We start from the raw sequence: 25,863 nt of genomic DNA on the forward strand, positions 1-25,863 counted from the left end.
AGCACATTGCTTCCGTCGCAGCCGCGTCGATCACGGTGATCCAGCGATATTGCGGTTCACCCTCGCCGAGACAACTCGAACCACTTTACCGGACGACGTCGAGCGGGGACAAACAGCCCTGTCGTCGACTCGCGGCCACGAGCGGCGCACGGCCTCACGAACGGGCGATGTCGTGCACCGAGGCGAGGAACCTGTCGACGTCGGCGGGCGAGACGAAGTAGTGCGGCGACGCCCGCACCACCGACTGCAGGTCGCGCGAGGTCATGTCCAGCAGCGTCGAACTGCGGCTGCTGACCGTGACCGTCACCGACCGCTCGGCCAGGGCATCGCGGACCTCCCGCGGGTCGCGGCCGTCCACGGTGAACGAGACGATGCCGCTGCGCTGCTCACCGAGATCGGTGACGGTGACGCCGTCGATGCCTGCGAGCCCGTCCCGCACGTGCCCGGCCCGGTAGGCCACCGCTTCGGCCACGGCGTCGACACCCAGATCGAGGAGATAGTCCACGGCTGCGCCGAGACCGAGCCGGGCCGCCACCGAGGCCTCCCACATCTCGAAGCGCGTGGCGTCGGGGGCGAGCTCGTAGCTGTCGGCCGAGGTCCACGAGGCACTGCGCAGGTCGAGCACCGCCGGTTCGAGTTCGGTCACCAGCCGCGGCCGCACGTAGAGGAAACCGGTGCCGCGCGGACCGCGGAGCCACTTGCGCCCGGTGCCCGACAGTGCGTCGACATCGAGTTCGGGCACGCTCACCGGCAGTTGCCCCACCGACTGGCACGCGTCGAGCAACACGAGCGCCCCGACCGCGTGCGCGGCGTCGGCGATCTCCCGGACGGGGTTGACCAGCCCGCCGTTGGTGGGGGCGTGTACGACGGACACGAGCCGCACCCGTTCGTCGAGCATCCCCTCGAGTGCCTCGACGTCGATGCGACCGGACGGATCGGACGGAACGACCTCGACGGTGGCGCCGGTCGCCTGCGCGCGCTGCAGCGCGGCGATCGCGTTCGCGGCGTACTCGGCCTGCGAGATCAGGATGCGGTCACCCGGTTGGAGCGGCACGGCGTAGAAGAAGGACGTCCATGCGCGCGAGGCGCCGTCGGACAGCGCGAGGGAGGTCTCCGGCACGTCGAACAGGCGACCGAGCGAGGTCTTCACGGCCGTCAGGTCGTCGAGCCGCTCGTCGGCCGCCACGTACCCGCCGACCTCGGCCTCGCGGCGCAGGTGCGCGAGCATCGTCTCGAGCACCGGTGTCGGGGGCAGCGACGAGCCGGCGCTGTCGAGGAAGACCCGGTCGAAGCATCCCGGTGTGTCGCGTCGAGCCGCCTGGAGGTCCAGCACGGACCGCTCACCTCCTCCGTCGTCCGTATCGTCGGAGTCGAGCCTGCCCGGTGGAGTGCGTTCGCGCACGCACCGGTGCGTTATCCGCGCGTCGTGTCCCCGGGCGGGTTAGTCTCGACCGCAGACCTGGCGCACCGGCCGAGGGGGTGGACGAATGGCAATGGCAGTCGATGCCCCGGCCTCCCGTGCCCGTAAGGAACTCGGCTCCCGAGCAGCAGCGGAGGATCACGTCCGCAGCAGGGCGTTCCGGCTGGGAATTCCCAGGTTGATCGGGGTCGAACTCGAATGGCTCACCGCGCGGGCCGACGGCACCGAATCGCGTCCCGAACTCACGACGCTCGTCGAGGCCCTCGGGCCCCACGCACCGCGCACGGTGGCGCCGTCGTCGTCCGCCCGTCCCCTGCCGTCGGGCAGTGCGGTCAGCGTCGAGCCGGGTGGTCAGGTCGAGCTGTCGAGCGTGCCGTGCACCTCGGCGCGGCAGGTGTGCGATCGGCTCACGGCCGACCTCCGCATGCTCCGGGCGTTGCTGGCCCGCCGGTCGGTGATCATGCTCGACCGCGCCGCCGACGAGGTGCGGCCTCCCCACCGTCTGCTACGCACCCCGCGCTACGGGGCGATGGAACTCCGCTACGACCGCATCGGCCCGATGGGCCGGCTCATGATGAACAGCACTGCGTCGGTGCAGGTTTCCGTCGATGCGGGACGCGACGAGGCGGAGATCGTGCAGCGCTGGGAGCTGCTCCACGCCATCGGCCCGGCGATGATCGCGGCCTTCGCGTGCTCGCCCCGGCTGCGGGGCGCTCCGGAGGGCGACTGGGCGTCGCAGCGGATGCGCACGTGGCTCGAACTCGATCCCGCTCTCGGTCACGTCGACCATCCCGCCGACTACCCCGCGTGGGTGCTCGACGCACCGCTGACCTGCGTGCGTTCGGAGCTGCCCGAGTGGTACGCACCGCCCGGCGCGACCTTCGCGGCATGGCTCGCGGGCGAGCTCGACGCCGACATCCGTCGTCGACCCACCGTCGACGACCTCGACTACCACATGACGACGCTGTTCCCGCCCGTTCGGCCGTGCGGGCACCTCGAGGTGCGCTATCTCGATGCGCAACCGGCCGAGTCGTGGCAGGTACCCGTCGCGGCCCTCGAGGCGTTGCTGTCGGCACCCGAGGTCTCCGTGGAGGCGTGCGCGATCGCCGCCCCGGTGCGCGACCAGTGGGCCGAGGCGGCCCGCGTCGGTCTCGCATCGCTCGAATTGCGTGCTGCCGCAGCGGGTCTGCTCTCGCTCGCGGCGGAGTCCTCCCGCGACATGCGGTTCACCGCGGCGCTCGACGCGGCCGCGGCACGGTGCCTGCGCGGACTGGCGCCGGGTGAGGAGGTGCGGTGACACCTGCTCGTGTTGCGCTCAGGCGTCACCTCGAGCGGGCGCGTGCCCGCACCGAGGTACTCACCTCCGTGCCGGAACAGGATCTCACCGCACAACATTCGCCGTTGATGAGCCCGCTGGTGTGGGATCTCGCGCACATCGCCAACCAGGAGGAACGCTGGCTCGTGCGGGTCGCGGGCCGGCGCCCTGCGGTCCGCGGCGACATCGACGATCTCTACGACGCGTTCCGGCATCCCCGCGCGACCCGCACGGGGCTGCCGCTGCTCGACCCCGACGCCGCCCGCGGTTACGCGCGTGCCGTCCGCGATCTCACCTGGGACGTGCTCGAGCACAGTGCATTCGACGACGAGCTGACCCGCGAGGGCTTCGTCTTCGCGATGGTCGCACAACACGAACAGCAGCACGACGAGACGATGCTCGCGACTCACCAACTGCGGCAGGGGCCGCCGCTGCTCGACGCGCCGGACGCGCCGCGCACCGGAACCGTCCGCGACACCGAACGCGTCCGGATCCCCGCCGGCGCATTCGAGATGGGCACGTCCACCGATCCGTGGGCCCTCGACAACGAACGTCCGGCGCACGTCGTCGAGGTGCCGGAGTTCGAGCTCGACGCGGTGCCCGTCACCAACCGTCGGTACCTCGAGTTCGTCGAGGACGGTGGCTACGAGCGGCCCGAACTGTGGAGCGAGGTCGGTTGGCGGCATCGCCTCGACGCCGGTCTCGAGGCCCCGCAATTCTGGAGTCGCGACGAAACCGGATGGAACCGAACGGCCTTCGGTCGCACCGCGCCGCTGCACCCGGACGAGCCGGTCGTGCACGTGTGCTTCCACGAAGCCGAGGCGTTCGCCTGCTGGGCCGGTGGACGTCTTCCGACCGAGGCCGAATGGGAGAAGGCGGCACGCTGGGATCCGGCCACCGGAGCAAGCCGCCGATTCCCGTGGGGCGACGAGGATCCCGGCCCCGACCACGCCAATCTCGGTCAGCGTCATCTCGGTCCCGCCGTCGTCGGCGCGTATCCGCAGGGAGCGTCACCGCTCGGAGTGCACCAGCTGATCGGCGACGTGTGGGAGTGGACGTCCACCCCGTTCACCGGTTATCCGGGCTTCCGCGCGTTCCCGTACCGCGAGTACTCGGAGGTCTTCTTCGGCGACGGACACCGGGTGCTGCGCGGAGGCTCCTTCGGAACCGACGAGGTCGCGTGCCGCGGAACCTTCCGCAACTGGGATCTGCCCATCCGCCGCCAGATCTTCTCCGGGCTCCGCGTCGCGTACGGGACGGGCGATGTGTAGACATCTGGCGTACATCGGACCGGAGACGAACGTCGCCGCACTGTTGTCCACCGGAACCAATTCACTGCTCCGCCAGTCGTGGGCGCCCACCGACATGCGTGGGGGAGGCACGATCAACGCCGACGGTTTCGGTGTCGGATGGTGGAGTGCCGAGGGCACCTTCGGACGCTACCGGTCGGCGTTGCCGATCTGGTCCGATTCCTTCGTCGGTGAAGGCCTGACGTCGATACGGTCGCGCACCGTCGTCGCCGCGACCCGCTCGGCCACCGAGGGGATGCCCGTCGAACGATCGGCGTCCGCACCCTTCTCCGACGACCGGTGGGCGTTCAGCCTCAACGGTGTCGTCCGGGGCTGGCCGGGATCGCTCGTCACGCTCGCCGCCGCGCTGCCCGTCGCCGAACTGCTGCGGCTCGAATCGCCCACCGACGCCGCCACGCTGTGGCTCCTGCTCCAATCGCGGCTGCGCTCGGCCGATCCCGAACCGGCACTGATCTCACTCGTCCACGACGTGCTGGAACTCGCACCGGACTCACGGCTGAACATGTTGCTGTGCAACGAATCCGGGATCTGGGCCACCGCCTGGTACCACTCGCTGTGGACGTTCGTCGACGAGCAGGTCGCGATCGTGGCGTCCGAACCGTTCGACGACGACAGTCGCTGGAAACCCGTACCCGACCGGCATCTCGTCGCTGCGATGCCGGGCAAACTCATCGTCTCACCACTGGAGGTCGGCTCACCGTGATCGTCGACGTGCATCTGCGCCCCGAGGACCTCGACGCCAAACTGCGCGAGGACGCACGGCGCGGACTCACGTCCGATCCCAAGTACCTGTCACCGACCTGGCTGTACGACGCGCGCGGCAGCGAACTGTTCGACGAGATCACGCGGCTGCCCGAGTACTACCCGACGCGCACCGAGTTCACCCTGCTGCGACAGCACGCCGCCGACTTCGCCGACGCCGCCCGCCCCGAGATGCTCGTCGAACTCGGCTCCGGGTCGTCGGAGAAGACGCACGTGCTGCTCGACGCCCTCGAACCGTATCTCCACACCTATGTGCCGCAGGACGTCTCCGAACCGGCGTTGCGGTCGGCCGTCACCAGACTGGCGGCGGAGTATCCGAACCTGACGGTGCACGGGGTGGTCGGCGATTTCACCGATTCGCTCGCGCATCTTCCTGCCGGCGGGAAACGCGCGATCGCGTTCCTCGGCGGCACGATCGGCAACCTCGTCCCGAGCGAGCGCGCACAGTTCCTTGCCGGGACGGCCGCGATCCTCGACCCCGGCGAGTGGTTGCTGCTCGGCGCCGGGCTCGTCATCGACCGCGACACCCTGATCGCCGCCTACGACGACGCGGCGGGGGTGACGGCGGAGTTCGACCGGAACGTCCTGCGGGTGCTCAACGCCCGGCTCGGCGCCGACTTCGATCCCGCCCGGTTCGTGCATCGTGCCGTCTGGGACCCGGAGAACGAGTGGATCGAGATGCGCCTCGAGGCGACCGAGGCGATGGACGTGAGTATCCCGGGCCTCGATCTGCAGATCACCCTCGCCGAGGGGGAGCAGATCCGGACCGAGATCTCCGCGAAGTTCCGCCTCGTCGGTATCTCGCAGGAACTCGCCGACGCGGGATTCGTCGTCCGGCACGAATGGGTGGATCCGGACGGACGGTTCGTCCTGCTCGCCGCGTCCCGGGAGTAGCCCTCGACAGGCGGCCGACGAGGCGATTCGACTTCCGCCGCGCCCACACGGGACGCTGGAGGACATGACGTCCTCCCGTGCCGTCCTGACGACCCCGGTCCTGGTGCTCATGGCCGTGGCGACGGGTCTGTGTGTGGGCGGCAACTATTTCAACCAGCCGCTGCTCGACTCCATCGCCGAAGCGCTGGACACCTCCCGATCGGCCGCCGCTTCCACTGTGACGGTCGCACAGGTCGCCTACGCTCTCGGCCTGCTGTTCCTCGTGCCGCTCGGCGACATGTTCCCGCAGCGGCGACTGGCGGTGATGCTCATGCTGACCGCGGCGGCGGGTCAGGGGCTGAGCGGTTTCGCACCGAACATCGGGGTGCTCGTGGTGGGCACCGCGATCGCCGGTCTGTTCTCGGTGGCCGCGCAGGTACTGGTGCCGTTCGCAGCGACCCTCGCGACGCCGGAATCGAGGGGTCGCGCGGTCGGTACCGTGATGAGCGGCCTGCTCGTCGGGATCCTCGTGGCCCGGAGCGTCGCGGGCATCCTCGCCGAACTCGGCGACAGCTGGACGACGGTCTACCGGGTGAGCACGGTCGCCATGGTGATTGTGGCCCTCGCGTTGTGGCGGGTGCTGCCGGCGACGCCACCGGTGGTCCGTCAGGGTTACGGCAGCATCCTGCGATCCCTCGGGACGTTGATCGTCACGCATCCCCGCCTGCGGACCAGGACGCTGCTCGGCGGACTGGGTTTCGCGTCGGTGGGTGCGCTGTTCTCGACGATGGCGTTCCTGCTGTCCGACCCGCCGTTCGGCCTCGACGACCTGCAGATCGGCCTCGTGGGGCTGGCCGGGGTGGCCGGTGCGTTCGCCGCGACCGCGGCGGGCCGGCTCGTCGACCGCGGTTACGGACCGCCGACGACGGCGGTGGGGGTGTTCACGCTGATCGCGTCGTGGGCGGCGCTCGCGGCGGGTGGGAGTTCGCTGGTGTGGTTCGTCGTCGGGATGCTCGTCGTCGACCTCGCGCTCAATCTCGTGCACATCACCAACCAGAACATCGTGTACGCCCTCGACCCCGACGCCCGCTCGCGCGTCAATTCGGTCTACATGACGGGCTACTTCGTCGGGGCGGCATCCGGTTCGGCGCTCGGCACGATGGCGTGGAGCGCCGGTGGGTGGACCGCTGTGTGCGTGCTCGGTGTCGGACTGGCGGCGCTCGCGGGCGTCGTGTGGGCGCTCGATCTGCGGCTCACCGCCCGGATGCGTGCGCGTTCGGCTACAGCGACCGGCGGACCGGCAACAGCCTGAGATCACGCGCCCGGCCGATCGCCTCCACCCGCGTGTGCACCCCGAGCTTGCGGTAGATGCTGCGCAACTGGGTCTTGATCGTGTTGTGCGAGACGAACAACTTCTTCGCGATGTCGGCGTGCGTCGATCCCAGTGCGAGCAACTCCAGCACGTCCGTCTCACGCCGGGACAGTTCGACGTGGGTGACGGGTTCGGTGAAGACGGACCCGATCGCTTCGTCCGGGCCGGTGGGACCGCCGAGTTCCGCGAGACGCCCGGCGACACCTTCGGCCAGAGTCGTGAATGCGCGGCGGTTGCCGAGGGCCTCGGCGAGTGTGCAGGCCCGCTGCCAACTGCGGACCGCGGCGTCCTTCTCGTCGAGATCGAGATGGGCGCTCGCCTCGACGAGCAACGCCTCGAGATGTGCGCGCGGGAAGCCGCACTCCGTCCAGTGAACGCGCTTGAGCTTCTCGAGCGCGACGTCGGGATGGCCGGTGAACAGTTCGACGCGCGCATTCGTCACCACGAGTATCGGATGGTTCTGCGGCGCCTCCTCGGCGAGGGCGCGCGCGAGGTTGCCGTTGCCGAGCGCCAGATGCAGATCGATCTCGGCAGCCCCGAGCAGGATGCGGGAGAACGCGCCGCGGGCGAACAGATCGTGGTGCGAGGCGATGAGCCGGTGGAGTTCGGTGAGTCCGTCGTAGGCGTTGCCCGTCACCAGGTTGTAGTAGGCCCGGCCGTAGGCGACGAATCCCCAGAGTTCCTCCGAGACCCGCGGGACGCCGAGCTCGTCGAGATATCCGACGGCACGGTCGAGCTCGAGCGAGTCGAGGTGGACGAGCGTGGACGCCACCCGGCCGCCCACCTTGACCATCTCGCCCCAGCGGCCCTCGGTGGGCTCGGCGTTGCTCTCGGTGCGCAGCCATTCCCGGGCGCGCGGATTGTCGCCGGTCACCGCCCAGTTCAGCGCCGAGCTGCCTGCGGCGTTCTGGATGACGAAGGCGATGTTCGCGGCGTAGGCACCGCGGTAGGCGCGGCGGAAGACGGTGGTGGACTCGGTCAGATATCCGGCGAGCTGGAGCGTGATCGCCCACTGCACGCGCAGCAGCGGAAGCTGCGGGCCGAGATCGTCGGACCGGTGTTCGAGGATCGAATGGACCAGCGGACGTAACAGCAGCGTCAACCGCGCGGCCTCACCGAACTCGCCCGAGACCCGCAGGGTCAGGGTCTGCACCGTCGCGACGTAGACGGCCTGCGCGGCGCCGGGCGTCTTCCCGAGCTCGGCGAGTTCGTCGGGATCCGTGGGCAGGGAGGCGTGCAGGATCGAATGTTCGTCGAGCATCTGTGTGAACAGCGCGCGACCGGCCTGGACCGACGGATGGTCGCCGAGTTCCTGGTCGGGGATCTGCCGGAGCACCTTGACGAGAACGTCGAAGGAACTGTCGACCATGCGCGCCCAGGATTCCTCGACGATCGCCACGGCGGTCTGCCAGTCGCCGGCCTCGACGGCATAGATCGACGCCTCGGCGGGATTGCCGGCGTCGCGGTGCGCCCGGGCCAGTTCGACGAGCAGTGCGTCGACCCGTCCGGGGTGTTCCCGGCGGGAGATGTCGAGCACACAGGAGCGGACGGCGTCGGGCCACCGCCACGTCCGGGGATCGTCGAAGGGCGAATCCATCACGAGGCCTGCGGCGGCGAGTGTCGCCAGTGCTCGTGAGGCGGCGAGTGTCGCCGGTGCTCCTGAGGCGGCAGGTGTCGCCGGTGCATCCGAGGCATCTTCCGCGCCCGTCAGTTCGGCCGCCCGGTGGGCGGTGACACTGTGGGCCGCGGCGACGGAGAACGCGAACTCGCGGTGCGCGTCGTCGAGTTCGTCGAGCCGGTTCTCGACGTAGGTCCGCACGAGGCGGGCCAGGGCGGGTGTCGGCAGTCCCCGGGAGTCGATCAGGCGCTGGGGCCGGCTCCGGGCCACGACCGCGGCCGCCGATACAAGCGTCGGCACCCCACCGAGCGCACGTCGGACGACCTCGCACTCGCTGTCGGAGCGTTCCGGTCCGGCGTCGCGCAACAGCGTCGTCGTCTCCTCGACCGTGAAGGCGAGGTCGGCGGCCGGGATGTACGTGGAGTCGATCCCGCGGAGGACGACCTCGGTCATGTCGGTGCTGTTTCCCGGCAGGCAGACGATCGCATCGAGCCGCGGGCAGCGATCGAGCAGCCGGAGGGTTCCTTCGAGCACCTCGGCCGAGTTCCGCGGCGACACACAGGCGAGCACGAGCAGGCAGGGTGAGCCCAGATCGCGGAAGGTACGGACCACACGCTCGAACGGGGAATCGTCGGGACCCTCGGGGGCGGCCTCGACGGCCGGGTGGTCGGCGAGGACCTCGAGCACACGCTCGGACAGGTCGCCGTCGCCGGATGCGGTGAGTTCGGGAACCCAGACGATCGTGTGGTCGGGTCCACCACCCTGATGGAGCCATCCTGCGACGAGGGTCCGCTTGCCGAAGCCCGGGGGAGCGTCGACCACCGTCAGCGTGGAGCACCGGTCGAGACAGGCGAACAGCCGGGGCCGCGCCAGGGCCGAGGACAACGAACGCCACGCGGGTGCACCGACGCGAGGGGAGTCGGAAACACTCACGCGCACTCCTTCGGAAGGCTTCGGCCCGGATCCGCGCAGGCGAGAACGCCCGAGCAGCGCCCCCCCGACAGGCCCTTGGTCGATCACAGACTACCCGGTCCGTTGTCGTGAGGTGGGGTAACGACACCTACCGTGACGTGCAGTAACGACCGCAGCCCCGCACCCGGATCGTCGAGCGGACTCGACGGAGCGGGGCGGGGCTGCGGTGGTGCGGTCCGGCGACTAGCTGCCGGATGCGCTCAGACGTGCCTTCTCGAGTGCGGCGAGGGTGCGCAGGATCGTCGCCTTCTGCTTCTCCAGATCGCTGCGGCGGGCGCGGGCGGCGAGACCGCTCTGCTCGGCCACGAGGGCGAGCTGCGCGTCGATCGCGGAGAGCTGATCGAGCAGCGCGAGGGCGCGGGTCTGGATCTCCTCGACGTCCACGGCACCCGTCCGGACCGGAGCCGCGGTCTTCGCCGGCTTGGGCGAGGAGGACGAGGACGAGCTTCGGGATGCGGAGGACGGACGCGTGGAGGTCTGCGCGGAGGAACCGGTGTGGCTCTCGGTGATCGCGGCGGCGCGGGGACGCAGCGCCTTGCGCACGAGTGCCGGGTCGGGCTGCTCGGCGAGACGGATGTCGTTGAGGGCGCGGCGGGCCTCGCGGGCGGCGAGGCGGTGCTCGTACTCCTCCTCGTCGTCGGACTGCAGGGTGCCGCCGATGGGGCGCAGGCCGTACATGCCCATGAACTTGCGGGCCTCGTCGATGACGGCTTCGTGCTTACGGCATGTGGCACAGCGAGGTTCGTTGCGGAAGACCTCGACCGAGTCGGTGTCACCACACCAGACGCACGCACCCGGCGACCATCGTCGGACCGTTCGGATTGTCGCGTTTTCCGTAGGGGCTTCGAGAGTTTGCGCGTCGGTCACGAGGTGCCACTTTAGGTGAAAGCCGAGTTACGCAGGGGAGGGGGGTCTCGCACGACCTGCGACGATTTCGCGCGGCGTGACGAAGATCATTCCCCTCCCGGCGCGTCCTTCAAACCATTGCGCCACACAGCATTTCCATACCACCCGGTCTGCCGGATCACGTTGCGGTAGCGGCGGCGAGCCAGCGCACCAGCGGCCGGAACTCGCGCCACGCCGAACGCACCTCCTCGAGGGTGCGCGGACTGTCGATCCACGGCGGGGAGATCTCCGTCCGGCCGGCCCACAGCGACCGGTGACGCATGAGTTCGATGCGGGGATGATCGGCGTCCACGCCGCGCGGCCGGGACTTCAACCGGTCGCCACCGATCTCGTATCCCGCGCGCTCGAGCTTGCGCACGATCCTCCCGAGCTCGGGACCGCGACGGTCGTGATCGACCCCGGCCCGGTAACCGGCGATCTGATCGGACGAACCGTGGAACAGGCCCGCGGCGACCCGCAGCCCCGCGGCGTTGATCTCGACGTAGTAACCGACGCTCTGCGCGACGGAGACGAATCCGCCCTGATGGGTCTTGTACGGCAGCTTGTCCTTGCTGAACCGCACGTCGCGGTACGGACGGAAGGCCTTGCCCTCCCCGAACTCCTCCTCGAGTTCCGCGAGCAGGGCAAGCATCGGGCCGCGCACGCAGTCGTCGTAGACGGCCTTGTGCGCGGCCCAGAATGCTTTGCTGTTGTCGGCCTCGAGATCGTCGTAGAAGTCGAGGGCCGCGACGGGAAATCCGGTGAACACCCGGACAAGTCTGCCCCGTCGTCGAGCGGAAGGTCAGGCGACCCCGTTGAACAACGAGGTGACCGAGCCGTTCTCGAAGACCTCGCGGATCGTCTGCGCGAGCAGCGGAGCGATCGACAGCACGGTGAGGCAGTCGAACTGCTTCTCCGGCGGGATCGGCAGCGTGTTGGTGACGATGACCTCCTTGGCGCCGCACGAAGCGAGGCGCTCGGCGGCCGGATCGGAGAGCACACCGTGGGTGGCGGCGATGATGACGTCGCCCGCGCCGGCCTCCTTGAGGATCTTCACAGCGCCGGCGATGGTGCCGCCGGTGTCGATCATGTCGTCGATCAGGATGCAGGTGCGGCCGTCGACCTCACCGACCACGCGGTTCGACTTGACCTGGTTGGGCACCAGCGGGTCGCGGGTCTTGTGGATGAACGCCAGCGGCGCGCCACCGAGGGTGTCGGCCCACTTCTCGGCGACACGCACACGACCGGAGTCGGGGGAGACCACGGCGATATTCTCGACGCCGTACTTGCCGCGGATGTACTCGGCGAGCTGGCCCTGGGCGTGCATGTGGTCGACCGGACCGTCGAAGAAGCCCTGGATCTGATCGGTGTGCAGGTCGACCGTGATGATGCGGTCGGCGCCGGCGGTCTTGAGCAGATCGGCGATCAGGCGGGCGGAGATGGGCTCGCGGCCGCGGTGCTTCTTGTCCTGACGGGCGTACGGGTAGAACGGCAGGATCGCGGTGATGCGCTTGGCCGAACCACGCTTGAGCGCATCGATCATGATGAGCTGCTCCATGACCCACTGGTTCAGCGGGAACGGATGGCTCTGCAGCACGAAGGCGTCCGAACCACGCACCGACTCCTCGAAACGCACGAACGTCTCACCGTTCGCGAAGTCCCGTGCAGTCTGCGGGGTGAGGGGGACGCCCAGTTCCTTCGCGACCTGCTCCGCCAGCTCGGGATGGGCCCGGCCGGAGAAGAGCATCAAGTTCTTCTGGTTGTCGATCCAATTGGTCACTGGTTCTGGCCGTCCTTCTGGCGATCGTGGTCGTGCTGCTGCTGTGCTCTCGATGCTGCCTCGGCAGCGGGGGTACCGGCGCGATTTCGCTGGACCCACCCTTCAATATTGCGCTGTGGCGTACCCGACACCGCCAGCGCCCCCGGAGGAACGTCGCGACGGAGTACTGTTCCGGCGCCCGTGTAGGCGCCGTCGCCCACCGTGAGGGGAGCGACGAACATCGTGTCCGACCCGGTCCGGACGTGTGACCCGACGACCGTGCGGTACTTCGTCACCCCGTCGTAGTTGACGAACACGCTCGACGCTCCGATGTTGGAGTGCTCGCCGATCTCCGCGTCGCCGACATAGGTGAGGTGGGGGACCTTCGAATGCGCCCCGATCTGCGCGTTCTTCGTCTCGACGAAGGCGCCGAGCTTGCCGCACGCGCCGAGTTCGGTGCCGGGACGCAGATAGGTGAACGGGCCGACCGTGGCCTCCGCGCCGATCACCGCGTCGGAACCGTGGGTGCGCACCACGGTGGCGCCGGCGCCGACCTGCACGTCGGTCAGCGTCGTGTCGGGGCCGACCTCCGCGTCGTCGGCGATCACCGTGCGGCCGCGCAACTGCACACCCGGATGGATGGTGACGTCGGTGCCGAGCACGACGTCGACGTCGATCCACGTCGAGGCCGGGTCGATCACCGTGACACCCTCGCGCATCCAGTGCTCGAGCAGGCGCCGGTTGAGTTCGGTGCTCAGTGCAGCGAGCTGGACGCGGTCGTTGACGCCGGAGACCTGCACGGCGTCGTCGGTGTGCACACCGCGGACGGTGCGGCCCTCGCCGCGGGCGATCTTCACGACGTCGGTCAGGTACAGCTCGCCCTGCGAGTTGTCGTCGCTCAGCTTGCCGAGGGCCGATCGCAACGCCGCCACGTCGAAGGCGTATACGCCCGTGTTGATCTCCTGGATCGCGCGCTGCATCGGGGAGGCGTCCTTCTCCTCGACGATCGCGGCGACATCGCCGTCGGTGGTGCGCACGATGCGTCCGTAGCCGGTCGGCTCCGACACTGTCGTGGTGAGGACGGTGACGGCGGCCGGCTCCGTGTCGAGGTGCGCGTCGAGCAGCTCCTGCAGGGTGTCGGAGCGGAGCAGCGGGACGTCGCCGGCGGTGACGACGACCGTGCCGTCGAAGTCGTCGGGGAGGGCGTCGAGACCGCACTCCACGGCGTGGCCGGTGCCGAGCTGTTCCTCCTGGACGGCCACTTCGATCTCGCGATCGAGGCCCGCGGCGACGGCACTCACCTCGGCGGAGACCTCCTCGCGGCGATGCCCGACGACGGTGACGAGATGGGCGGGTCCGAGTGCGGCGGCGGCGTACAGGGAGTGCGCGAGCATCGTGCGTCCACCGAGGGTGTGCAACACCTTCGGTGTCTTCGACCGCATCCTTGTTCCTGCTCCGGCTGCCAGCACGACGATCGCGGTCTGCACTTGCATGTAGCTCCCTCGACACGTTTCTGCACGCCGGTCCGTGCGTGCACCGGGAAGCGCTGAGGCTCCCCGGGACGGTTCCCGCTCCGCCGCCAGGACTCGAACCTGAACTATCTGAACCAAAATCAGAGGTGCTGCCGATTACACCACGGCGGACTGCCACACCCCCGCGGCGGAACCGGCGGGCGTGCGCCCCCGATCCTCGCACGAGACGGCCTCGGCGTCGAACCTGGGGTGGCGCGATCGGGAATGGATAGGCTGTCGAACGTTCGAGTACGTCCCGCCGCCGAAGGAGGACCTGTGTCGCAGGCGTCGCAGAAGCGAACCGAGCGCACTCCGCGGATCCGGATGACGGGCACGCAGCGTCGGGAACAGCTCATCGAGATCGGTCGCGCGCTGTTCGCCGAGCGCGGCTACGAGGGCACCTCCATAGAGGAGATAGCTCAGCGGGCGCAGGTCTCCAAGCCGGTCGTCTACGAGCACTTCGGCGGTAAGGAAGGTCTCTACGCGGTGGTCGTGGACCGCGAGATGACCGTGCTGATGTCGATGGTCACCGAGAGCCTCACCCGCAACCGCTCGAGGATCCGCGTCGAGCGGGCCGCGCTCGCTCTGCTCACCTACATAGAGGAGCGCACCGACGGCTTCCGCATCCTCGTGCGAGACTCGCCGATGTCCGCCGAGGAAGGTACCTATTCGAGCCTGCTCAACGAGGCGATGCGGCAGGTGGGGGAGCTGCTGACCGGCGACTTCTCCCGGCGGGGCCTCAACCCCGAATTCGCTCCACTCTATGCCCAGGCGCTCGTCGGCATGGTCGCCACCACCGCGACGTGGTGGCTCGACCGCCGCACCCCCTCGAAAGAGGATGTGGCAGCCCACCTCGTGAACCTGTGCTGGAACGGCCTCATCGGTCTGGAAGCGGACCCCAAGCTCGGGGAACCTCCGGTTTCCGAATAGTTCTCTCGTTTTCGGGACCGTCTGCTCTCTACTTTCAGGTAAGTCGCGTTATCGTTGGGATACCCGTGAGAAGGCAGGCTGTGGTGGGACGACAAGTACGCGCAGAGGTGACACGCGAATCGGTGCTGCAGGGCGCAGCCACGATCTTCGTGCGCGACGGCTACGCGGACGCGAACCTGGGCGACATCATCGAGGAGGCCGGCGTCACCAAGGGCGCGCTGTACTTCCACTTCGGTTCGAAGGAAGAACTGGCACGCGGGGTGATCGACTCCGGCTATCTCCGCTTCGAGGCCGCCGCCGAATCCAAGATGGACCGCCGTTCCCCGGCGCTCGAGACGCTGATCGACCTGTCGGTCCTGCACGTCGACATGTCCGAGACCGATTCCGTGGTGCGGGCGATGTTCCGGCTGTTGGTCGAGATCGGCGACTACCAGGGCACCGAGCACCGACCCTACGAGATCTGGCAGACCGGCCTGCAGGAGCTGGCCGCGAGGGCGGCCGAGGAGCGCGACCTCGTCGAGGACGTCGATGTCCACGCCGTCTCCCTGTTGCTGCTCGAACAGGCGATGGGTGCCCGGATCATGGCGAACGCCCTCACGGCGACCGAACGGCTCGCCGAACAGACGGGCGCGATGTGGCGGATGATCCTGCCCGCGCTGGTGCCGGCGAACAAGCTCGAATACTTCCGGCAGTTCGTGGAGCGCCGTCTGCGGCTGCAGTCGTGAGTTTCGGGCCGTTCTCCGCGGAGGAGGCCCCGGCGGCGCTGGCGGGTCTGCTCGACCGGTTCGGGCCCGACACCGCCGTGACGATCGGTGTCGTGCCGCCGTTGCTGACCATCGCCCAGGCCGCCGACGTCCTCGGTTGCTCGCGCCGGCACGTCGCGCGCCTGGTCGACACCGGCGCACTCGCCGCCGACTTCCACGGCCTGCACCGGCGGGTGTCGCGCTCCGACGTCCTCGAACTCGCGAAGCAGCAGGCGGAGGTGGTCACGACCGTCCTCGACGGACTCGCCGACCTCACACGGCGCGAAGGACTGTACGACCCGTTCTGACAGCATGACGCGGCCCGCCGCGGCAGCACGGTACGGTTCGTTCCGACGATTCGACGAAGGGTGACGATGCCGGTTCGAGTGGTGCTCGGTGCGACGGTCCTCGCCCGTCCCCGCCTGCGCGATGTGGCGCTCGCCCTTGCCGAAGACGGCCTCTACCAACCCTTCTGGAGCGACGGGATCATCGCGGAGGTGGACCGCCGACTGCCGCAGGAACTGCTGCGTCCCGCCCGCGACTTCCTCTTCGCCGAACTCGACCGCGCCTTCCCCGACGCCCGGGTCGTCTGGCCCACCGCCGTGCTCCGCGAGGTGCCGCACGTGACGGGACCGAGGGAGGCGCACGTGACGTCGGTGGCGTTGCTGTGCCACGCCGACGCTGTCGTCACCGCCGACCCCGAGCTCACCGGGGCGCTGGAACGGTCGGGTATCGAAGCGTGGACGCCCGACGCCTTCGTCACCTTCGCGCTCGACGCCGATCCCGCCCGCACCCGCGCGGCACTGCTGAGGATGGTGCGCCGCCGTTGGCTCGCCGACGACGACACCCGGCGCGAGGCGGGCGACGACGAACTGTTCGCAAAGCTGGCGGAGTGGGCGGCGCGCGAGCTCGGTGCCAGCAGTGCCGACCTTCTCGTCCCCACGCGGTGATCATCCTCGCGACCCCGGCGCGGTAGCGCCCGTCACGCCACGGCGCGGTGACGCCCGGGGAACAGCGGAATAGACTCGACAAGGTTCTCGTCCCACACTCAGGAGCGCCTTCCTTGTCTGCTGTGCCCCCGGCCGCTGTCCCACTGTCCGGATTGGCGCGGATCGCGCTGGCCGACGACAGACTGCGCAGGATCGGCGAGCTCGCCGGTTCCGCCGAACAGGAGATCGTCGCACCACCCGCCGCGCGGCCGTTCGTCGCTGCGGCGCTGGCCGAGAAGACACCTCTGCTCGTGGTCACCGCCACCGGACGCGAGGCCGACGATCTCACCGCCGAACTCACCGAGATGCTCGGCGAGGGCGTCACGCAGTTCCCCTCGTGGGAGACCCTGCCGCACGAGCGCCTGTCGCCGAGCGCCGACACGGTGGGCCGTCGCCTGCACGTCCTGCGTCGCCTCGCCCGTCCCGGCGATCGCGACCTCGGGCCCGAACTGAAGGTCGTCGTCGCCACCGTGCGGTCGCTGGTGCAGCCGATGGCCCCCGGACTCGGCGAGATCGACCCCGTCACGCTGCGGGTCGGCACCGAACACGACTTCGAGGAACTCGTCGAGCGGCTCGTCGAACTCGCGTACAGCCGCGTCGACATGGTCGGCAAGCGCGGTGAGTTCGCGGTGCGCGGTGGCATCCTCGACGTCTTCCCGCCCACCGCCGACCATCCGGTCCGCGTCGAGTTCTGGGGCGACGAGGTCACCGAACTGCGCTGCTTCTCGGTCGCCGACCAGCGTTCGATCTCCGAGGTCGACGTGCCGGTGCTGGTCGCGCCGCCGTGCCGCGAACTGCTGCTCACCGACGAGGTCAAGGCCCGGGCCGCGCAGCTCGCCCAGGACAACCCGGCCGATGCGGCGCTCGTCGAGATGCTCGACAAGATGGCCGGCGGCATCCCCGTCGAGGGCATGGAAGCGCTGCTGCCGGTGCTGCAGCCCGGCGAGTTGCAGTTGCTCACCGACGTTCTGCCCGCCGGGACGCACGTGCTGATCTGCGATCCGGAGAAGGTCCGCACCCGCGCGAGCGATCTCGCTCGCACCGGGCAGGAGTTCCTCGAGGCGTCGTGGACCGCCGCCTCGATCGGTGGTGCGGCGCCGCTCGACACCTCGAACCTCAACGGTGTGGACGGCCGGAAGCTCGATCTCGGTGCGTCGGCCTACCGGTCGCTGCGCCAGGTGCGCGAGGCCGCGCAGGCCGCGGGCAGACCGTGGTGGACGCTGAGCCCGCTCGCCTCCGGTGCCGACACCGAACTCGTCCTCGACGTGCAGCCGGCCCCCGAGGTCCGCGGTTCCGAGGACCTGCTGTCGATGCTGTTCGTGAACCTGCGCGCCCACGTCACCGCCGGGGGCCGCGCGGTGATCGTCGTCGCCGGTGCGGGCACCGGACAGCGGATCCTCGAGCGGCTGAAGGAGAACGAGGTCCCCGCCGCGAAGCTCGAACCGGGCACCGAGCCGGTGCGCGGGCAGGTCGGCGTCATGCGTGGCTGCCTGCACGAGGGCGTGGTCCTCCCCGGCAACGACGACAACGTGGTGCCGGGGCTGGTGGTCGTCACCGAGGCCGACCTCACCGGCAACCGCGTCGTCACCGAGGGCCGCAAGACTCCCGTCAAGCGTCGCAACCAGGTCGACCCGCTCGCCCTGAACGCCGGTGATTTCGTCGTCCACGACCAGCACGGCATCGGCAAGTTCGTCGAGATGGTCGAGCGGACCGTCGGTGGCGCCCGCCGCGAGTATCTCGTCATCGAGTACGCACCCGGCAAGCGTGGCCAGCCCGGCGACAAGCTGTTCGTGCCGATGGAACAGCTCGACCAGCTCTCCCGGTACGTCGGCGGCGAACTGCCGTCCGTCAGCAAGCTCGGTGGATCCGACTGGGCGAACACCAAGCGCAAGGCGCGCAAAGCGGTTCGCGAGATCGCCGGCGAACTCGTGCGGCTGTACGCGGCGCGGCAGGCCTCGCCCGGCCATGCCTTCGCGCCCGACTCGCCGTGGCAGAAGGAGATGGAGGACGCCTTCCCCTTCACCGAGACGCAGGACCAGCTCACGGTGATCTCCGAGGTCAAGGCCGACATGGAGAAGGCGGTGCCGATGGACCGCGTCGTGATCGGTGACGTCGGCTACGGCAAGACCGAGATCGCGGTGCGTGCGGCGTTCAAAGCGGTACAGGACGGCAAGCAGGTCGCGGTGCTCGTCCCCACGACCCTGCTCGCGCAGCAGCACCTGCAGACCTTCACCGAGCGGATGGCGGCCTTCCCCGTGACCGTGAAGGGACTGAGCCGGTTCACCGACGCGTCGGACTCGCGCGCGATCACCGAGGGCATGGCCGACGGCACCGTCGACATCGTCGTCGGCACCCACCGTCTGCTCCAGACCGGGATCCGCTGGAAGGACCTCGGTCTCGTGATCGTCGACGAGGAGCAGCGTTTCGGTGTCGAGCACAAGGAGCACATCAAGGCGCTGCGCACGCACGTCGACGTGCTCACGATGTCGGCCACACCGATCCCGCGAACCCTCGAGATGAGCATGGCCGGGATCCGCGAGATGTCGACCATCCTCACCCCGCCCGAGGAACGGCACCCGATCCTCACCTATGTGGGTGCCTACAACGACAAGCAGGTCGCCGCGGCGATCCGCCGGGAGTTGCTGCGCGACGGCCAGGTCTTCTACGTCCACAACCGGGTGAGCTCGATCGACAAGGCCGCCAAGCGACTCCGCGATCTCGTCCCCGAGGCACGGGTCGCGGTCGCGCACGGGCAGATGAACGAGGAGACGCTCGAGAAGACGGTCCAGGGCTTCTGGCAGCGCGAGTTCGACGTGCTGGTGTGCACGACGATCGTCGAGACCGGTCTCGACATCTCCAACGCCAACACGCTCATCGTCGAACGCGCGGATTCGCTCGGCCTGTCGCAGCTGCACCAGCTGCGCGGTCGCGTCGGGCGTTCGCGCGAGCGTGGCTACGCGTACTTCCTGTACCCGGCGGAGAAGCCGCTGACGGAGACCGCCTACGACCGGCTCGCCACGATCTCGCAGAACTCCGATCTCGGCGCAGGTATGGCCGTGGCCATGAAGGACCTCGAGATCCGCGGCGCCGGTAACGTTCTCGGCGCCGAGCAGTCCGGTCACGTCGCCGGCGTGGGCTTCGACCTGTACGTGCGGCTGGTCGGCGAGGCCGTCGAGGCGTACCGCGCCGCGGCCGACGGCCGCACGGTCACCACCGACGAAGCACCCAAGGAGGTGCGGATCGACCTTCCCGTCGACGCGCACATCCCGGCCGACTACGTCGCGTCCGACCGGCTGCGTCTCGAGGCGTACCGCAAACTCGCCGCCGCGAACGACGATGCCGCGATCGCCACGGTCGTCGACGAACTCGTCGACCGCTACGGTCCGCTGCCCGAGGAGGTCCAGCGGCTCGTGTCCGTCGGCCGGTTGCGGTTGCTGTGCCGCGAGTACGGCCTCGAGGAGGTCGCGGTCACCGGCACCCAGATCCGGATCTCGCCGATGGAGCTGCCCGACTCGAAGCAGATGCGGCTCAAGCGGTTGTATCCGGGCGCGCAGTACCGCGCGACCAGCGGTCTGGTGCAGCTGCCGATCCCGCGGACCGGCGGGGTCGGATCGGATCGGGTGCGCGACGTGGCGTTGCTGCAGTACATCGCCGACTTCCTGCTCGCCCTCGACGGCAAGCCGCAGGGTTCGGTGGATCTGAACAGCGCGGCGACGGTGAATGCATGACCGACTACACCGCTCTCGCCGAGGCGGCGGCCGTGATGGACAGACTGTGGTCGTTCGGGGGCTGGGAGGTCACCCAGACCCACGAGAGTCTGCGCCGCTATCTGATCGAGGAGACCTACGAGGTCCTCGACGCCGTCGAGTCGGGTGATCCGGACGAGCTCCGCGAAGAACTCGGCGACCTGCTGCTGCAGGTGCTGTTCCATTCCCGGATCGCCGAGGCGAACGGGCAGTTCACGGTCGACGACGTGGCGGCGACGCTCGTCGCCAAGCTGGCAGCGCGCAGCCCGCACCTGACCAACGGCCACACCGGTCCGCTCGACGTCGCCGAGCAGGAAGCGGCGTGGGAGGTCGCGAAGAAGGCGGAGAAGGCACGCGCGTCGTGCCTCGACGGGATCGCGACGGCGCAGCCTGCACTCTCCCTGGCCGACAAGGTGATCGAACGCGCGATGCGGGCGGGCCTCCCGGAGGACCTGGTGCCCGAGGCGTTGCGGGTCGTCCGGATCACCGGCACGGGTGACACGGAGTCGACGCTCCGGTCGGCGATCCTCGCGTTCGCCGGATCGATCCGGGCGGCGGAGGAGGCCGCGCACACCGACGGTGTTCCGCGCGGCGGGCTCGACGAGGAAACGTGGCGCCGCTACTGGAGAACCGCCTCCTAGGCGACGAGTATCCGGTCCACTCCGCATCGATACCGAGCGCTCAGCCGCCGAACCGGACTCCGTTCCGGCCGTCCGGTGACAGATACCAGCGGCCGTGGAATTCCGGAAGCTGCACTCGTGCTTCGTGTAGCCGTTCAGGAGCCGTGAGCAGGATGCAGTCGGGCGCCGCGGCACGTAATGCGTCGAGGCCGACGATGGGAACGTCGGTGCCGGGCATGCGGTGGCCTGCTGCGGGCAGAGAACCGTCGGCCATGCCGGCCATGACGGAGCGATCCACGTGAGCCCGGACGAACAGAGCGACGGCCTGGGAGGCCGATCCGTAGGCGAAGACCTTCCGATTCCGCATGTGCATCTGTTTCAACCAGCTGTTCAACTCGGCTGCCTGTCGGTCGGCCTGCCGTTGCAAGGTGCCGAGAGTGACAGGGTTCGTCAATTCCATCGCGCGTTCGGAGGCCAACAGGCGCCGTGTTCCCGGTGCCGAACTCGTCCACGGATCACGTTGCGCTGCAAGCAGGACCGATCCGCCGTGTAGATCGAAGATCCACGTCTGGGCGATGTGTAGGCCCACGTCACCGAGCAACCGGCGGAGTGCGGTCAGGGAGTAGTAAGCGAAGTGACCGTGCCGCAAGGTATTCCATCGTCCTCGAGACGTGATCGCCGACAGGGACTGGAACTGCATCAGGAAGGTGCCATCGGGCTCGAGGGCTGCCGCACGCTTCAGGAAACCGGCTCGCTGGTCGGGTTCGTGCATCATCGCGAAGGAATCGAGGACGAGAGAAGCAGAAGCGCCCACCGGGGTGGGATGGAAGCCCCGCTCGACGAGCAGCGGCAACCATGATCCTACATCGTGTCCGGCCTGATTAGTTCGCTGTTCGGGGCTCGTCCTTGCGCAAGCCGAATCACCCCGTCCCCGAACTGGAGGTACCCATCTGACGCACGTCCCGACGACCCCGAATAGCCTTTCTGGCCGGAACGTAAGGACACACCTCGGGGGACTTGATGACTACAGGATCTGAACTGCCTCAGCCGGGCGCATTCCAACCGGTGGGAGAACCGGGGGCTGGATTTCCCACACCACCGAGGTTCCGCCGTTGCGTGCATCTTTCGACCCTCGCCACCCTGCTGCTCGGGATCCCTTGGTTGCTGTTCAGCCTTATCATCATCGGGCTTGTGGTGGACATCATCGCCCCCAACAACGACACCGCCCTCTCGACCACGATCGCGGCATTCCTCGCGTCAGGCCTGCTGGTCTTCTTCCGACCAACAGAAGACGTGATCGCCAGAGTGATGTTCCGTCTGCGGAAGCCAACCATGGCTGAAGCCAGCGTCCTCGACATGGTGTGGGGTGATGTCGCCGTCGCAGCCGGGGTCCGGCCCGAGCGGTACCGGCTCTGGGTGCAGGACACTCAGGAGTTGAACGCCTTCGCCACCTCGGGGCACATCGTGGCCGTGACCCGCACCGCGTTGGAGATGCCGCCGAACCACCTCGCCGCGGTACTGGCCCACGAACTCGGCCACCACCTCGGCGGACACGCCTGGGCGAGACTGCTCATGTACTGGTACGCCATTCCCGGCCGGATGACCGCGAAGGCGTTCTACTGGATCAACCACATGGTCTTCGCGATTCTCACGGGTTTCACCCTCGGTGCCGCCGGTGGCGCAGTCGCTGGCCGCGCAGGAGGGCAGGCAGCGGGGTGCCTCGTCGGGCCGATCGTGCGTCTGTTCCCGGTGCTGTGGCTGCTCGGCCTAGCGTGGTTCGCCTACGCCATCCACCCCGCATTGCTTCTTCTGTTCGCGATCCCCTTCGTGCTGGCCTGGTTCAGCAGGTACGGCGAGAAGTACGCCGACCGGGTCGCCGCTGACCTCGGTTACGGACCGCCGCTGATCGAAGTGCTCTACGGGTGGCTCAACGCGGGCCACGACGACGCACGCAAGCAACAGGGCTGGCGTGCCAACATGTTCTCCAGCCACCCCTCGTGCGCGGCCCGCATCCAGGCCCTCGAGAAGCGCCTCTACGGCCACACCCAGATCGGCAGCCGGCCATGAGGTGGCTCCCACAGCGCAAACACATCCGTGTGGAACAACCCTGGGACTACCTTCGCCACGACGATCCTGCCGCGGCAGGGATTCTGGATGCGCTGGCGAATGACCAGACCCTCGACGACATCGACCGGGCCCGCATCCTCACCGCCGTCGACCACGCCGCCCACGACCCGGAGATCCGCCAGCGCCTGACCAGCGAACTCGCCACGCTCGGATCGGCAGCGGCCCTGCACCCCTCCGGTCTCCGCACCCTGCCGGGCACCCGGTTCGCGATCCACAACGTGCTCGCCGGGCAGGTGCGGCTCGGCCGGGTGGTGCCCACCGCGAACAGTGCCCTGATGCGGGCCGGCGACTTCGGTGTCGACCACGACGTGCTGAGGACCTCGCTCATGGTGATCGGCCCGCCCGGATCGGGAAAAACCCGAAGCCTCGCCATCCCCATCGTCGAGCACCTCTCCCTCGCGTCCCTGGCGGGGAAGGCGAGTCTGGTCGTCATCGACCCCAAGGGCACCGACTTCGCCCACGACGGCTGGTTCGACATCACGATCGACCCCCTCAACCCGACCCACGGGTTCAGCCTGTTCGGAGGCGCCACCAACGCCGACACCGCAGCGGACCGGCTCGCCGCAGCACTGCTGCCCCCGAACGTGTCCGACGACAAGGCGTACTTCAAGGACGCCTCTTACAACGCGCTCTACGACTGCCTCGCGCCGTATCACGCCGCGTACGGGACCTGGCCGACAGTGAAGGAGCTCCTAGCGCTGCTGCGTGCCTCCCAGGCCGTTCACGACCAGGTGAAGGCAGCCTTGAAAGGCACAGCCGGAGCGAAGGAATGGAAGGAGCATCTAGACAACCGGGTCCGGCAGTCCCAGGGCAGTCACGACCCCGCCGCCAGTCTCGTCGAACGCCTCGCGAGGCTCGACCGGCCGGCGCTGCGCAGGATCTTCGACCACAAGCAGAGGTTCGAGATGCGTGACATCAACAGGCCAATTCGAGTCCGGGTCGCCATCCCCGAAGCCGACTATCCGGAAGCGTCGCGGGTGCTGGCCAGGCTGGTGGTCTCTCAGTTCGTGCAGACCACCTCGGCCCCGGATACCAACCGCCGCATCTTCAAGGGGCTTGTCATCGACGAGGCGGGGCGATACGTCGACGACTACGTCGCCCGCGGCGTGCAGAAGGTCCGCTCCAACAACGCCGGCATGGTCCTGCTCACCCAGACCCTCGCCGACTTCCCACCCGACGTGCGCCCGACGATCTTCGGATCCACCGGCTGCAAAGCAGTTTTCGGTGGAGTCGACCCGGAGACCGCGGACCACTTCTCGCGATGGTTCGGCGACGAATGGATCACCCAGAACACCGTCAGCCGCGGCCAAACCAGCAGTATCACCTACGACGACCGGACAATCCTCACCCGGCGCAGTGGTCACAGCGAGGGCCAGACCCAGTCGGTGTCCAGTCGACGTATCGAACGCGCACGCTGGACACCATCGGACATCATCACCGGCGTCCCGCCCGGACACGCGCTGATGGCGCTCGCCACCAGCGATGGCAACCGTGTCGGTCCGATGCTGGTCAACCTCCGGAACTGACCGGACGGACTGCGGCCCAACCAAAGATGGTTGGGCCGCAGGTGTTCGCGGTTACCCGATCATTTCCCGAGAAGGGGGATCGCGCGTTCCACGAGTGGCAGAAGCTCCGGACAGAACACACCGACGATGGGAAGGATGAGCATCACGACGCCGATGATCACCCTGATGATGCCGGCCACTTCCGTGGTCAGGTGATAAACGGCGGCGGCGAGCCTTCCGACCGCGTCCACGTTGTCCGTGGTGCGGTCGACCTTCGCGACGAAGGTGTTACGGTTCCGGTTGTTGTAGCGAGCCATCGGTTCTCCTCGAACCGTCAGGGATCAAGGGTCGCCAAGCGATGACTGCGCTAACAGCCACTACCGACGAACCCAAGATCCAGGTGAATTGACCTGAAAGGTTGAGTTGCCGGTGTAGTGGCAGCCTCTGTTTAGTTGTGCGGTCGAGAGTGTACCGGGGATCTCCGACATCCGATCCGCGAGCAGGTCATTGGGCTGTGTCGCCGGATGCCGGTAGCCTCGGGCTGTCGGTGGAGGTGCGCTAACACCGTTTGACATCGACAGGGGGCCGCGGCGTGGCTTGTAGCGAGCCCTGCGCCGCGGCTCTTCTCACTTCGCGGTACCAGGTGCGAGGCCTCGACGATCCGCGTACAGGTCATCGACACCGTGTGCGGTGCAAGCTCAGCGATTCACACTGCCCCATCGAACCGAGTCGCATCGCGCGGGGCCGCATTACGGGATGTTCCTGGACCCCCGGCCGGCAACGCGGGCGATCGTGGAGGAGTGCCCCCCGAAGCGGGAAACCGACGGAAGGTCGGTGGGAGTGCCGGGCTGGCGCACACAGGTCGAAATTGAGAATCTTCTGCCGCACCTGGTTGCCGACCCCGACGTACCTCCCGCATAGGTTTCCGCACTGTTGCGCACTGCCTGTTCTCACCTGGCTGGCGTTGTGCGGGAATCCGATTCCATGCGCGCAGGAGGAGACTGGCAGGTATGTCAGAGCGTGAGCCGCAGCCGGGGTTGAGCGACCGCGACATGGACCAACTGAAGGCGGTGGGGTCGATGCTCCAGTCCCTTCGCGACGCGTTCGTAAGTGGAGATGATGATGGCGGCGCCGCCGTGGTCCGGCAGCTTGCGCAGGTCGACATCGACTGGGATCGCATACGTGACTGTTTGCACGTACCGGAGGACGCAGGAGAGTACGCCGACGGATTACAGCAGATCCTGTTGCGGATCCCCGACGGGTGGGGACGGTATGTCCGGGCTGGCAAGGGTTGGTACTCGATCCTCGTCGGGCTCGACGAGGCTCTCGCTGCCCTCGATCCGGAATACCTGGTGTATCAGGTCAAGGAGAAGTTCGGTGGCCTGCGTTACTACTTCGGCACCGAC

Annotated in this window: 22 protein-coding genes and 1 tRNA gene; 13 read left to right on the plus strand and 10 right to left on the minus strand. The window is 68.5% G+C overall.

Annotated features, from left to right (window positions below; genetic code table 11):
- Positions 1-154 precede the first annotated feature (154 nt).
- Entirely contained in the window at positions 155-1,333 is a 1,179-nt protein-coding gene (locus AC0LPE_RS05400; RefSeq protein WP_088899122.1) for an aminotransferase class V-fold PLP-dependent enzyme, read from the minus strand.
- A gap of 160 nt (positions 1,334-1,493) precedes the next feature.
- On the opposite strand from AC0LPE_RS05400, the gene egtA reads away from it, so the two are divergent.
- From egtA to AC0LPE_RS05425, 5 genes are all read left to right on the plus strand, one after another.
- On the plus strand, positions 1,494-2,717 hold the full coding sequence (egtA, locus tag AC0LPE_RS05405) for an ergothioneine biosynthesis glutamate--cysteine ligase EgtA (protein WP_490605750.1): 1,224 nt from the start codon (positions 1,494-1,496) through the stop codon (positions 2,715-2,717).
- Positions 2,714-4,006 carry an ergothioneine biosynthesis protein EgtB gene (gene egtB, locus AC0LPE_RS05410; protein ID WP_088899093.1) on the plus strand — a complete coding sequence of 431 codons (1,293 nt, stop codon included), beginning with the start codon at positions 2,714-2,716 and terminating at the stop codon, positions 4,004-4,006. The genes egtA and egtB overlap by 4 nt, the downstream gene beginning before the upstream one ends.
- Positions 3,999-4,748, plus strand: a complete 750-nt coding sequence (gene egtC, locus AC0LPE_RS05415; protein ID WP_088899094.1) for an ergothioneine biosynthesis protein EgtC — start codon at positions 3,999-4,001, stop codon at positions 4,746-4,748. Before egtB ends, egtC begins: the two co-directional genes overlap by 8 nt.
- Positions 4,745-5,701, plus strand: coding sequence for an L-histidine N(alpha)-methyltransferase (gene egtD / locus AC0LPE_RS05420; protein ID WP_088899095.1), 957 nt, complete (start codon positions 4,745-4,747; stop codon positions 5,699-5,701). The genes egtC and egtD overlap by 4 nt, the downstream gene beginning before the upstream one ends.
- Positions 5,702-5,765: 64 nt before the next feature.
- On the plus strand, positions 5,766-6,992 hold the full coding sequence (locus AC0LPE_RS05425; protein ID WP_490605751.1) for an MFS transporter: 1,227 nt from the start codon (positions 5,766-5,768) through the stop codon (positions 6,990-6,992).
- Here AC0LPE_RS05425 and AC0LPE_RS05430 read toward each other — a convergent pair.
- The 6 genes from AC0LPE_RS05430 to AC0LPE_RS05455 all read right to left on the minus strand — a co-directional run bounded on the left by AC0LPE_RS05430 (position 6,961) and on the right by AC0LPE_RS05455 (position 13,929).
- Positions 6,961-9,603, minus strand: a complete 2,643-nt coding sequence (locus AC0LPE_RS05430) for a helix-turn-helix transcriptional regulator (protein ID WP_490605752.1) — start codon at positions 9,601-9,603, stop codon at positions 6,961-6,963. The two genes, AC0LPE_RS05425 and AC0LPE_RS05430, sit on opposite strands and share 32 nt — an antisense overlap.
- A 222-nt stretch (positions 9,604-9,825) precedes the next feature.
- Positions 9,826-10,509, minus strand: a complete 684-nt coding sequence (locus AC0LPE_RS05435) for a hypothetical protein (RefSeq protein WP_026060991.1) — start codon at positions 10,507-10,509, stop codon at positions 9,826-9,828.
- Between the two features lie 157 nt (positions 10,510-10,666).
- The gene (locus AC0LPE_RS05440) at positions 10,667-11,296 is read right to left on the minus strand and encodes a DUF2461 domain-containing protein (RefSeq protein ID WP_160873891.1); all 630 of its coding nucleotides are present in this window, start codon (positions 11,294-11,296) and stop codon (positions 10,667-10,669) included.
- A 33-nt stretch (positions 11,297-11,329) separates the two neighbouring features.
- Positions 11,330-12,307, minus strand: a complete 978-nt coding sequence (locus AC0LPE_RS05445) for a ribose-phosphate diphosphokinase (protein WP_006553847.1) — start codon at positions 12,305-12,307, stop codon at positions 11,330-11,332.
- A complete protein-coding gene (gene glmU / locus AC0LPE_RS05450) occupies positions 12,304-13,779 on the minus strand; it encodes a bifunctional UDP-N-acetylglucosamine diphosphorylase/glucosamine-1-phosphate N-acetyltransferase GlmU (protein WP_026060992.1) in 1,476 nt (491 codons plus the stop codon). The genes AC0LPE_RS05445 and glmU overlap by 4 nt, the downstream gene beginning before the upstream one ends.
- Before the next feature lie 78 nt (positions 13,780-13,857).
- A tRNA-Gln gene (locus AC0LPE_RS05455) sits at positions 13,858-13,929 on the minus strand.
- 192 nt (positions 13,930-14,121) lie between these two features.
- On the opposite strand from AC0LPE_RS05455, the gene AC0LPE_RS05460 reads away from it, so the two are divergent.
- From AC0LPE_RS05460 to AC0LPE_RS05485, 6 genes are all read left to right on the plus strand, one after another.
- The gene (locus tag AC0LPE_RS05460) at positions 14,122-14,727 is read left to right on the plus strand and encodes a TetR/AcrR family transcriptional regulator (RefSeq protein ID WP_172415033.1); all 606 of its coding nucleotides are present in this window, start codon (positions 14,122-14,124) and stop codon (positions 14,725-14,727) included.
- A gap of 83 nt (positions 14,728-14,810) precedes the next feature.
- Positions 14,811-15,452, plus strand: a complete 642-nt coding sequence (locus AC0LPE_RS05465) for a ScbR family autoregulator-binding transcription factor (RefSeq protein WP_490606310.1) — start codon at positions 14,811-14,813, stop codon at positions 15,450-15,452.
- Positions 15,449-15,778 (plus strand): helix-turn-helix domain-containing protein, encoded by a 330-nt coding sequence (locus tag AC0LPE_RS05470; protein WP_016691471.1) that lies wholly within the window; start codon positions 15,449-15,451, stop codon positions 15,776-15,778. Before AC0LPE_RS05465 ends, AC0LPE_RS05470 begins: the two co-directional genes overlap by 4 nt.
- Positions 15,779-15,844: 66 nt before the next feature.
- Positions 15,845-16,420, plus strand: coding sequence for a PIN domain-containing protein (locus AC0LPE_RS05475; protein ID WP_490605753.1), 576 nt, complete (start codon positions 15,845-15,847; stop codon positions 16,418-16,420).
- Between the two features lie 113 nt (positions 16,421-16,533).
- A complete protein-coding gene (mfd, locus tag AC0LPE_RS05480; protein WP_490605754.1) occupies positions 16,534-20,187 on the plus strand; it encodes a transcription-repair coupling factor in 3,654 nt (1,217 codons plus the stop codon).
- On the plus strand, positions 20,184-20,846 hold the full coding sequence (locus AC0LPE_RS05485; protein WP_016691474.1) for a nucleoside triphosphate pyrophosphohydrolase: 663 nt from the start codon (positions 20,184-20,186) through the stop codon (positions 20,844-20,846). The genes mfd and AC0LPE_RS05485 overlap by 4 nt, the downstream gene beginning before the upstream one ends.
- Positions 20,847-20,886: 40 nt before the next feature.
- Here the strand turns inward: AC0LPE_RS05485 and AC0LPE_RS05490 are convergent, their stop codons facing one another.
- A complete protein-coding gene (locus AC0LPE_RS05490) occupies positions 20,887-21,678 on the minus strand; it encodes a Rossmann-fold NAD(P)-binding domain-containing protein (protein WP_490605755.1) in 792 nt (263 codons plus the stop codon).
- A 263-nt stretch (positions 21,679-21,941) separates the two neighbouring features.
- On the opposite strand from AC0LPE_RS05490, the gene AC0LPE_RS05495 reads away from it, so the two are divergent.
- The gene (locus AC0LPE_RS05495) at positions 21,942-22,892 is read left to right on the plus strand and encodes a M48 family metalloprotease (protein WP_490605756.1); all 951 of its coding nucleotides are present in this window, start codon (positions 21,942-21,944) and stop codon (positions 22,890-22,892) included.
- A 29-nt stretch (positions 22,893-22,921) separates the two neighbouring features.
- Positions 22,922-24,478 (plus strand): type IV secretory system conjugative DNA transfer family protein, encoded by a 1,557-nt coding sequence (locus AC0LPE_RS05500; protein ID WP_490605757.1) that lies wholly within the window; start codon positions 22,922-22,924, stop codon positions 24,476-24,478.
- A gap of 59 nt (positions 24,479-24,537) precedes the next feature.
- Here the strand turns inward: AC0LPE_RS05500 and AC0LPE_RS05505 are convergent, their stop codons facing one another.
- Together AC0LPE_RS05505 and AC0LPE_RS05510 are read right to left on the minus strand one after the other, a co-directional pair.
- The gene (locus AC0LPE_RS05505) at positions 24,538-24,774 is read right to left on the minus strand and encodes a hypothetical protein (RefSeq protein ID WP_490605758.1); all 237 of its coding nucleotides are present in this window, start codon (positions 24,772-24,774) and stop codon (positions 24,538-24,540) included.
- Between the two features lie 696 nt (positions 24,775-25,470).
- A complete protein-coding gene (locus AC0LPE_RS05510) occupies positions 25,471-25,653 on the minus strand; it encodes a hypothetical protein (RefSeq protein WP_490605759.1) in 183 nt (60 codons plus the stop codon).
- Positions 25,654-25,863: the final 210 nt, after the last annotated feature.

It is taken from the genome of Rhodococcus sp. S3, assembly GCF_058211795.1.